The organism is Sandarakinorhabdus oryzae (assembly GCF_009733735.1).
Lineage (GTDB): Bacteria > Pseudomonadota > Alphaproteobacteria > Sphingomonadales > Sphingomonadaceae > Sandarakinorhabdus > Sandarakinorhabdus oryzae.
Genome location: NZ_WNJP01000159.1, coordinates 1 through 6,320 on the forward strand (window position 1 = coordinate 1; position 6,320 = coordinate 6,320).

Below are 6,320 nucleotides of genomic sequence, written 5' to 3' on the forward strand. Positions count from 1 at the left end.
CGCGCGGCCGTTGCCGAAGCCACCCGCGGCGTGTGGTCGGTGGACGCCAAGTTCCGCAATCGCGCGGCCGAGGCGCTGGCCTCCACCCGCGCTGAACTGGCCAGCCGCAATGGCCAGCAGCCGGCACTGGCCGACCGGCTGGCGCGCACCCAGGTACGTGCGCCGATGGCCGGCATCGTCAGCCGCCTGCGTGTCACCACGCCAGGCGCCGCTGTCGGGCCGGGTGAACCACTGGTGGAACTGGTGCCGGCTGGCGACAAACTGCTGGTGGAAGCCAAGGTGGCGCCGGCCGATATCGGCTTCGTGGCCGCCGGGCAGAAGGCGCGCGTCAGGGTTTCGGCCTATGATTACAGCATCTATGGCGCGCTCGACGGCACGGTGCAGAGCGTGGCGCCCGATGCGGTGGTGGATGAACGCACCGGCCAGGTGCATTTCCTGGTGCGCATCGCCCTGCCCGGTGCCTGTTTCCCGACCCACAATGCCGGCTGCCTGCCGCTAGGTCCGGGCATGATCACCGATGTCAACCTGCTTGGTCCCAAGCGGTCAGTGTTGTCGTACCTGTTGAGCCCGCTGACCCGCATGTCGAACAGCGCCTTCCGCGAGAAATAGGCGCGGCTCACGTTTCGGGGCGGAACTCCAGCAGGTCGCCGATGGAACAGCCCAGCGCCGCACACAGGCGGGCGAGCACATCAAGGTCCACGCGATCGGCCTCGTCATGATAGAGGCGAGTCAAGGTGCCACGGCTGATCCCGGTCTGGCGGGCCACTTCCGTGATCTTCAGGCGACGCTCACCCAGTCGCACTGACAACATCGAACGCACCGGCATGCTTGTTCTCCCTCGCGCACTCTGCCGTCACCCGGATGCCACCGCAGCGACCAAACTGCGGCATCCAAGTACATTACGCTTCCCAATTACAACAAAACGAACATCTTCAAACGCATACCTGCAAGAAGAGGAATCCCAACCTTCCCAATCAACGGCACACGTCACTGCCGCTATGTCACACGGCGTTCATTTTGACTATAGCAGCCGGAAATATCACTGGCCGGGTATGCCGCGAAATCCAGTCGCGGGGCGCGCGCGCCAAGTAACGCGCGCCCGATTTGGCGTCATTTGTCAATCATCTGGCAGCCGGACGCTCAGCGGCGCTGGTCGTCGTCGTCTTCGTCTTCATCATCCGCGGCGGCGGCGGCTGCCGCAGCGGCGTTGGCGGGCGGCAGCGGCGTGCGCGTCAACGGCGTCATTCCCGCTGCCTTGAGCGCCGCATTGGCCGCCGGCAGATCGGCCAGCGCCACCTCCAGTGCCGCCAGTTGCCGCGCCAGCTGCGCCGACAGATCGGCAAAGACGGCGCGGGCGCCATCAGTGGGCGGCGCATCGGCGCTGTCGATCACGCTGATCAGTCCGGCCAGCTTGTCATTGAGCTTGATCGGATAATTGAGCGGGTCCTGCCGGCTCTGGTTCTTCACCTGGTAGATCTCGGCCTCCACCGCCGCCAGTCGGCCCAGCAGAGCCGTGACCGCCGCCGGCAGCGGCTTGCCCGCCTTGGCCAAGCTGTCGGCCTGGGCGCGAATGCCACGCACCAGCAGCACCGCCTGGTTGGCCTCGCTCACCTTCGCCGTCACCGCCTGCGCCATGTCGAAGCGGGCTTTCAGATCGGCATCGCTCACGCCGGTCACGCGCGGGTCGCGGGTGATGCTGAACGCCTGTTGCTGCGGCTTGCCGTCCACCACCAGCCGCGCCGTATAGGCACCCGGCAACGCCAGCACGCCGCGGTTGCGGCTGCTCCACATGATCATGCCGTCAAAGGCGGTGAAGCCGGGGTGGCGCATGTTCCAGGTGAAGCGGTTCATGCCCGCTTTCATCGCAGCGGTCAGCGGCCCCTTGGGCGCCTCGCCTTCGTCATCATCGCCGCCGGCCGGTTCGTCCTTCTTCGGTTCCTCCGCCTTGCCGGCAAAACGCTGGATCAGCTGGCCATCCGGACCGAGGATCTCCATTTCCAGCCGCTTGGGCGTGCCGGCCAGATAATAATCGATCGCCACGCCGGCATCGACACCCCGCACTGCCGGCGCCGGCGCAAACAGCCGTGTTTCGGGCTTGGCGGCGGCGTTCACCTGGCGCAGCACGTCGATATTGTCCATCACCCAGAAACTGCGGCCATGGGTGGCGATCACCAGGTCATGCGCGGTCACCGCCAGGTCCGCCACCTGCACGGCCGGCAAATTGGCCTGCAGCTTGTGCCAGGCGGCGCCGCTGTCAAAGCTGGCCCACACGCCGCGCTCGGTGCCCAGATACAGCAACCCCGGCCGCTTGATGTCCTCACGGATCGATCGCACCATCTCGTCGGCGGGCAGCCCGGCGGCAATCTCCACCCATGTCCTGCCATAGTCGCTGGTCTTCCACGCAATGGGGTGGAAATCATCGAGCAGGAAGCGGTGGCCGACCACATAGGCGGTGCCGGGGCTGTGGGGGCTGTCCTCCACCGTGGTGATCTTGGTGAATTTCGGCAGGTTCGGCGGCGTGATATTGGCCCAGGTCGCGCCACCATCGCGGGTGACATGCACCAGCCCATCGTCGCTGCCGGCCCAGATCACGCCCGGTTCCAGCCGGGACGGCGCCAGCGCGAAGACGGTGGCATAGGTTTCCACCCCGGTCTGGTCACGCGTGATCGGCCCGCCCGATGGCCCCAGCGTCGCCGGGTCATGCGCGGTCAGATCAGGGCTGATCCGCTCCCAGCTCTGGCCCTCGTTGCGGCTGCGCCAGACATGCTGCGACGTCACATAAAGCGTTCCCGGCGCGTGCGGATCAAAGACGATCGGGAAGGTCCACTGGAAGCGTTCGGCAATGTCGCTGGCACTGGCGCCCATCGGGTTGTCGGGCAACACGTTCACCGCCCGGCCTTGGCCGCTCCGGTGGTCATAGCGGGTAATCAGCCCGCCATAGCTGCCGGCGTAAAAGATATCGGGATTGCGCGGATCGGGCGCGACATAGCCGCTCTCGCCGCCGCCCACCGCGATGCCATAAAGGCCGCCCAGTGCATTCAGATGCCCCCAGCCGCGCGACGGCACACAGATGGTGCTGTTGTCCTGCTGGCCGCCACAGGCGAAATAGGGCTGATGCGCGGTCAGGCTGAGGCGATAGATCTGCGCTGTCGGAAAATTCTGCTTCGTCCAGCTGGTGCCGCCGTTCACGGACACATTGGCGCCGCCGTCATTGGCCTGCACCATCCGGTTGTTGTCATCGGCGGCGATCCACAGATCATGATTGTCGCCGTGCGGCACGCGGATCTTCTTGGGGAAGCTTTTGCCGCCGTCATCGGAGCGGTGGAAATTGACGTTGAGCACATAGACGCGCTCCTTGTCCTTCGGATCGGCGACGATGCGCGTGTAGTAAAAGGCGCGCTGGCGCAGATCGCGGCTGTCGTTGCGCTTTTCCCAGGTCTTGCCGCCGTCGTTGCTGGCATAGACGCCGCCCGCCGCCTCATGCTCGATGATGGCGTAGACGCGGTTCGGATCGGCCGGCGACACGCTCACCCCGATCTTGCCAAACAGGCCGTCCTTCGGCAGGCCCGGCGCCCGGCTGATCTCGGCCCAGCTGCTGCCGCCGTCCACGCTCTTGAACAGGCCGCTGCCCGGCCCGCCCGACGACATGCCCCACGGCTTACGCCACGCCTCCCACAGCGCGGCATAGACCACGTCCGGGTTGGTCGGATCGATGCTGATATCGACCGCGCCGGTCTTCGCGTCGCGATACAGCACCTTGCTCCAGGTCTTGCCGCCGTCCTTGGTGCGGAACACGCCGCGATCCGGGTTGTCGGCGCCATAATGGCCGAAGCCACCAACGAAGACGGTATCGCAATCCTTCGGGCTGATGCGGACGCGGCTGAAATTGTGGACGTCGGCGAGGCCGATCTTCGCCCAGCTCTTGCCGCCATCGCTGGTCTTCCACACGCCGTTGCCGGGCAGCACATTGCCGCGCAGCTGGCTCTCGCCGGTGGTGACATACACCACATCGGGATTGGTCTCGCACACGGCGACAGCGCCAAACGCCGCTGTGTCGGTCTTGCCGTCGGTCATCGGCTGCCAGCTGGTGCCGCCGTCGGTGGTCTTCCACAGGCCGCCGCCGGTGGCCGCGAACCAATATTCGTTGGGGCGCTTCACGCTGCCACTGGCTGAAATCGAACGACCGCCGCGCGCCGGGCCGATGTTGCGCCATTTCAACCCGCCGAAATAGGCCTCGACCCCGGTGGGCAACGGCTTTGACGCCTCGGCCGCCACGGTTTCACCGGCCATAATCGCGGCCACACTGGCGGCCATCATCCACGCTGCACGCATCATCTGCTCCCCTTTGGCCGCCGTCGTAGCAGGCCGGGAGCGATCCCGCCAAGCGCTCAGCTAATTGCGCGCCACAGGCTGTAGAGGCTGGTGGCAAGCAGCAGCGCCCCCACCATGATTAGCAACCGGCCGGCCGAAACCCGGCTGGCGATGATCGCCCCGAACGGCGCCGCCAGCAGGCCGCCGATAATCAGGCCGATGACAGCGGTGGAGAAGGCGGAAAAGCCCAGCTGGGTGACGAAGCTGGCCGAGGTCGCCATCGTCACCAGGAACTCGGCGGTGTTGACCGTGCCGATGGTGGTGCGCGGCGGCGCCCCCTGGATCAGCAGGTTGGAGGTGACGATGGGTCCCCAGCCGCCGCCGCCCGCCGCATCAAGAAAGCCGCCGACCAGCCCCAGTGGCGGCACCAGCCGCGGTGCCCGCGCCGGCGGGCCATGATCCAGCCGCCACGCCCGCCACAAGAGATAGACGCCGATCACCGCCAGATAACCCATCACGAAGGGCTTCGCCACGCTGGCATCGATGTTGGAGAGCAGATAGGCCCCGGTGGCGCCGCCGATCATGCCCGGAATGGCCAGCCGGCCCAGCAGCCGCCAATCAACATTGCGATAGATGATGTGGCTGATCGCCGAAGCGGCTGTGGTGAAACATTCGACCAGGTGGACATTGGCCGACGCCCGCGCCGGCACCAGCCCGACAAAGCCGACCAGCATCAGGTTTGTGATCAGCCCGAACGCCATGCCGAGCGCGCCATCGACCAGCTGGGCGACAAAGCCGACGGCCACGAACGGCAGCAGTGCCGTCACGAAATCGAGGGTCAGATCAGGCAAGGCCATCAGGCCAGTCCCCTTCCCGGCCGGATTGCCGTTGGCCTTGTGGTAACAGGTGGCCACGGCAGGACAAGGTGACGACACGGCCAACACCCCCGCATTTGCGGCAAGAAATTCCTTGGCTGCGCCAAGCCGGACTATGGCAGCAAGGCCGATCGCGATGGGGCCTGGGGGGGAGCGACGGGAATTTTCGTCACCGCCGGCACGGCCAGGCTTGACAGTCATCAGGTTCAGGCAGATATTTCTGTCATGACAGAAATAACCAAAGAAGCCGACGCCGAGTCGACCGGTCTGCCCGCTGCGGTGGAGGCCTTCGTGCTGCGCTGGGGCGACCTGGGCGGGCAATGGGGCGTCAACCGTTCGGTGGCGCAGATCCAGGCGCTGCTGCTGCTGTCGGACCGGCCGCTGACCGCGGAAGACATTGCCGACACGCTGGGTATGGCGCGCTCCAACGTCTCCAACAGCCTCAAGGAACTGCTCAACTGGAAACTGGTGATGCGGGTGCCGGTGCTGGGTGACCGGCGCGATCATTTCGTCGCCGAAACCGATCTGTGGCAGATGGCCAGCAAGGTCGCGCAAGGCCGCAAGGAACGCGAGATCGATCCCATGGTCACCGCCATCCGCGCCGCCATGGCCGGCGCCGATGATCCGGCGATCAGCCCGGCGGTGCGCCAGCGCCTGCACGCCATGCATGATTTCATCACCAGCGTGGACAGCTGGTATCAGCAGATGATCACCGTGCCGCCGCAGCAGATCATGCGGCTGATCCGGCTGGGCGCGAAGGTGGTGGGCCTGCTGCGCTATCTGCCCGGCGGCAAGGACAAGCCGGCCGACGACGGCTGAGGTCGGTCCAGGTTCTGCGCCCCCCCTTTTTTTGGTCCATAATTTCTCTTGCTACAGAAATGACAATAACAACGGGAGGATCAGTGATGAACGCCATGCCGGCCCGATTGGCCCCCGAACTCTTGCCAGACGCTGCGGCGCCGCTGGCCGATCCGCGCTTCCGCCGCCTGCTTGGCACCGGTGGCTGGGTCGGTCTGCCAGCTGCCGTGCGCGCCCGCTTCGGCAAGCGCCTCGGCCCCGGCCAGTCGGCCACCTATGCCGGCGATGTCGTGCAGTGCTGCATGGGCGTCGCCGGCTGGCTGCTCGCCCAGGCCG

General features: G+C 66.2%; 5 protein-coding genes and 1 pseudogene. 3 read left to right on the forward strand and 3 right to left on the reverse strand.

What is annotated here, in order from left to right:
• On the forward strand, positions 1 to 609 hold a 609-nt coding region (locus tag GJ693_RS12940; protein ID WP_156256703.1), incomplete at its 5' end, for an HlyD family efflux transporter periplasmic adaptor subunit.
• Between the two features lie 7 nt (positions 610 to 616).
• Here GJ693_RS12940 and GJ693_RS12945 read toward each other — a convergent pair.
• The 3 genes from GJ693_RS12945 to GJ693_RS12955 all read right to left on the reverse strand — a co-directional run bounded on the left by GJ693_RS12945 (position 617) and on the right by GJ693_RS12955 (position 5,168).
• Positions 617 to 826, reverse strand: coding sequence for a helix-turn-helix domain-containing protein (locus GJ693_RS12945; protein WP_235902886.1), 210 nt, complete (start codon positions 824 to 826; stop codon positions 617 to 619).
• 314 nt (positions 827 to 1,140) lie between these two features.
• Positions 1,141 to 4,335 (reverse strand): VPS10 domain-containing protein, encoded by a 3,195-nt coding sequence (locus tag GJ693_RS12950; RefSeq protein WP_235902888.1) that lies wholly within the window; start codon positions 4,333 to 4,335, stop codon positions 1,141 to 1,143.
• Between the two features lie 53 nt (positions 4,336 to 4,388).
• A complete protein-coding gene (locus tag GJ693_RS12955; RefSeq protein ID WP_156256707.1) occupies positions 4,389 to 5,168 on the reverse strand; it encodes a sulfite exporter TauE/SafE family protein in 780 nt (259 codons plus the stop codon).
• Between the two features lie 243 nt (positions 5,169 to 5,411).
• Here GJ693_RS12955 and GJ693_RS12960 point away from each other — a divergent pair, with 243 nt between their 5' ends.
• Both GJ693_RS12960 and GJ693_RS12965 read left to right on the forward strand, forming a co-directional pair.
• Complete coding sequence (locus GJ693_RS12960; RefSeq protein WP_156256704.1) at positions 5,412 to 6,005, forward strand: GbsR/MarR family transcriptional regulator; 594 nt, start codon at positions 5,412 to 5,414, stop codon at positions 6,003 to 6,005.
• Between the two features lie 86 nt (positions 6,006 to 6,091).
• Positions 6,092 to 6,320, forward strand: a pseudogene (locus GJ693_RS12965) (hypothetical protein); the annotation flags it as partial.

Coding starts and splice junctions, on each gene's coding strand:
- GJ693_RS12945 (WP_235902886.1), bottom strand. CDS start 826: ATGCCGGTGCGTTCGATGTTGTCAGTGCGACTGGGTGAGCGTCGCCTG.
- GJ693_RS12950 (WP_235902888.1), bottom strand. CDS start 4,335: ATGATGCGTGCAGCGTGGATGATGGCCGCCAGTGTGGCCGCGATTATG.
- GJ693_RS12955 (WP_156256707.1), bottom strand. CDS start 5,168: ATGGCCTTGCCTGATCTGACCCTCGATTTCGTGACGGCACTGCTGCCG.
- GJ693_RS12960 (WP_156256704.1), top strand. CDS start 5,412: ATGACAGAAATAACCAAAGAAGCCGACGCCGAGTCGACCGGTCTGCCC.